General features: G+C 51.0%; 3 protein-coding genes. All 3 read left to right on the top strand.

The window, feature by feature from the left end; genetic code table 11:
• Window positions 1-907, top strand: a 907-nt coding sequence (locus tag LUCIF_RS23435; RefSeq protein WP_122630247.1) for a CpaE/TadZ family protein, incomplete at its 5' end; no start/stop codon positions are given.
• 40 nt (window positions 908-947) lie between these two features.
• Window positions 948-1,892: a type II secretion system F family protein gene (locus LUCIF_RS23430; protein ID WP_122630246.1), complete on the top strand. Its 945-nt coding sequence runs from the start codon at window positions 948-950 to the stop codon at window positions 1,890-1,892.
• A 33-nt stretch (window positions 1,893-1,925) separates the two neighbouring features.
• Window positions 1,926-2,815 (top strand): sensor histidine kinase (locus LUCIF_RS23425; RefSeq protein WP_122630245.1); only part of this gene is annotated, 890 nt, incomplete at its 3' end.

Here is a 2,815-nt window from a genome sequence, read left to right as displayed (position 1 = left end):
GGTCAAAGCCCCTGCACCGGCCAAGGTAATTACCATCTTCAGCACCAAAGGCGGGATCGGCAAGACGACAATCGCGACGAATCTGGGAACGGCGCTTGGCTTTGATGAGGACAATAAGGTTTGTATTTTGGATTTGGATCTGCAGTTTGGCGATGTGGCATTATTTCTGAATGTAGTTCCCAAAGCGACCATAGCCGATCTGGTCAAATATGTGGACAACCTGGACGGCGGCGTGCTGGCAAGTTATATGACGGCGTACAAGGATAACGTGAAAGTGCTGGCGGCGCCGTCGCGGCCGGAGCAGGCGGACGGGATCAGTGCGGCCCAGGTGGCGTCAATTATTAAGGAACTGCAGTATAACTTCGACTATATCATTATCGATACGGCGCCGTTGTTTAATGACATAACCTTTGGGGTGCTGGACCTGTCGGATCTGGTCATGATTGCAACGTCCCAGGACCTGCCGACACTGAAGAACGTCAAGCTCTGCCTGGAAATCCTGGAATCCCTGAATTATCCGGCGGAAAAGATCAAAGTACTCCTGAACCGGGCGAATTCCCTGGGGGGATTGAATATTAAGGACTCGGAAGAGTTGCTGCGGCGGCAGTTTTTGGCCTTGCTGCCGAGTGACGGCAAGACGGTGGTTACGGCAGTGAACCAGGGAGTGCCGTTTGTAACGGGCAGTCCGGAGACGGCAGTGGCGCAGAACCTGCTGCGACTGGCCAATTACGTCATTAGCGGCGATGAGGCATATATTACCACGGCGAATAAACCGCAGGCCAGGAAAGGGATTATTAAGAAGGCGGCCCAATTGTTCAGCCGTGGCGGTAGCGGCAGTGAGAAGAAGGTCAGTTTAAAGGAAAGCAGTGAAGAGACGCTGGACCGCTCGATCTGGTCGTTGTCTTAGTCCTTGGGAGCGGCAGTCCCGAACAAGGGAGGAATGTTAATTGAATTTGGTTACAGTTGCGTTATATGTTTTTATCATAACGTTCTTTGTTTTGCTGGTATTGTTTCGTTTTTTAGCCGGCAGGCAGAGAATCCGGGAACGGGTTGATTCCGTTGCCGAGGATATGAAGGATGCGCCTTCAATGTCGGGATTGCGGGGGATTATCGGTCAATTCAGCACCTATTGTGAATCGGCGTCGTGGGCGCGGCAAAAGGAAGATTTACTCGTGCGGGCGGGAGTTCCGTTCAAGGGTTCCGAGTTTATGGTAATTTCAATTGGTCTGGCCCTCATCGGCATGTTGTTGTTGCTGCTAGTTAGCCGGGGATCGTTCGGGCTGGCAATGGCAGGCGGAATCGCTGTTTTTTATTTGCCAACCTTCATTGTCAGGCGAAAAATTAAGAAAAAACAGTCGCTGTTGAATGAACAGCTGCCGCCGGCCCTGGCATTGATGGCCAATTCCCTGCGCAGCGGCAATAGTTATATGCAGGCGATTGACTTGGTGTCCCAGGAGATGCCTTACCCCATGAGTGAAGAATTCGGTACCGTAATCAAAGAAATGAATTTGGGGATGAGTACGGAGGATGCCTTTGTGAACTTGGTCAAACGGGTTGATACGGACGATATGGACTTGACCGTCACGGCCTTTTTGATCCAGCGGCAAGTAGGCGGAAATCTGGCGGAATTGCTTGATAATATTGCCCAAACCATCAGAGAACGAATTAGTATGAAGCAAAAAATTAGCACAATAACCGCCCAGGGCAAAATATCGGCAATTGTGTTAAGTTTTTTGCCGGTAGTTGTCGTCGTTATGCTGTATTTGGTCAATCGCGAATATTTAATGTCGTTCTTAAATCATCCCATTGGAAAACTGATGACAGGACTTGGACTGGGGCTGCAGGGAATCGGCGTTGTTTGGATGAGAAAGATTGTCAACATTGATGTATAACCTGGTCATCCTAGTTTAGGCAGGTAGAAGAAAATGAAAAAAGATGAAATGACGGAAAAAAATGAAATGCTGTTGCACGAGCTTGATGGCCTGGTAAATGACATTAAGGAAGGAATATGGTCCGGCGGGGATGAGCTTGAACAGGTCGCCCAATCAATCCAGACGGAAATGGAACATGTGGAAACGGTGCTGGATAAGCTGGCCCAGGAAATGGCGGTCAGCCGGACAGGGATTCAGGAGCTTGCGGCTAGGGAGGCAGAGAGCCAGGCCGGTTTAAGGGAGCAGACAGATCAGGGCAATGGCTGTCTGCCGGCTGTGGAGGCGGCGTACAAGACGGTTCTGGAAGACCAGGTGCAGCTGGCGGTTGCGAAAGAACGGGATTTTTATCTGCAGCGAAATTATGGCGAACTGCAAGCGCGCCTGGCGGAACTGCGGGAACGAAAAAGCCAAATGGCGGCGCTCACTTCCCGGATGGGAAGACTGGTGGACAATGTGCGCTGCATGGTGGAACTGGCGGATAAAGTTCAGGCGCTGGTACAAAGCCAAAGTTTCGGTTTCAAGGTGATTATGGCCCAGGAAGAGGAACGGCGGCGGGTGGCCCGGGAAATGCATGACGGGCCGGCCCAGGCCATGGCCAATGTTATTTTTTTGGCGGAAGTCTGTGAAAAACTGATTGAGCTGGATACGGGCCGGGCCAAAGAAGAGCTACATGAGCTGCGGCAGCAGATTTTGGGCTGTCTCAACGAGACGCGAAAAATTATTTTTGACTTACGGCCCATGGCGTTAGATGATCTTGGGTTAATCCCTACGGTGAAACGAATTGCCGATATCTTAAAAGAACGCAAGGGCATAAAGGTCAGTGTCAAACCGTTGGGGCACGCGGAAAAGCTGGAGTCCCATATAGAAATCGGCCTGTTCCGGAT

This window comes from Allolucifera butyrica (genome assembly GCF_900476375.1).
Classification (GTDB): Bacteria; Bacillota; Negativicutes; order Sporomusales; family UPPP01; genus Lucifera; species Lucifera butyrica.
This window is presented reverse-complemented; position numbering and strand designations above follow the sequence as displayed.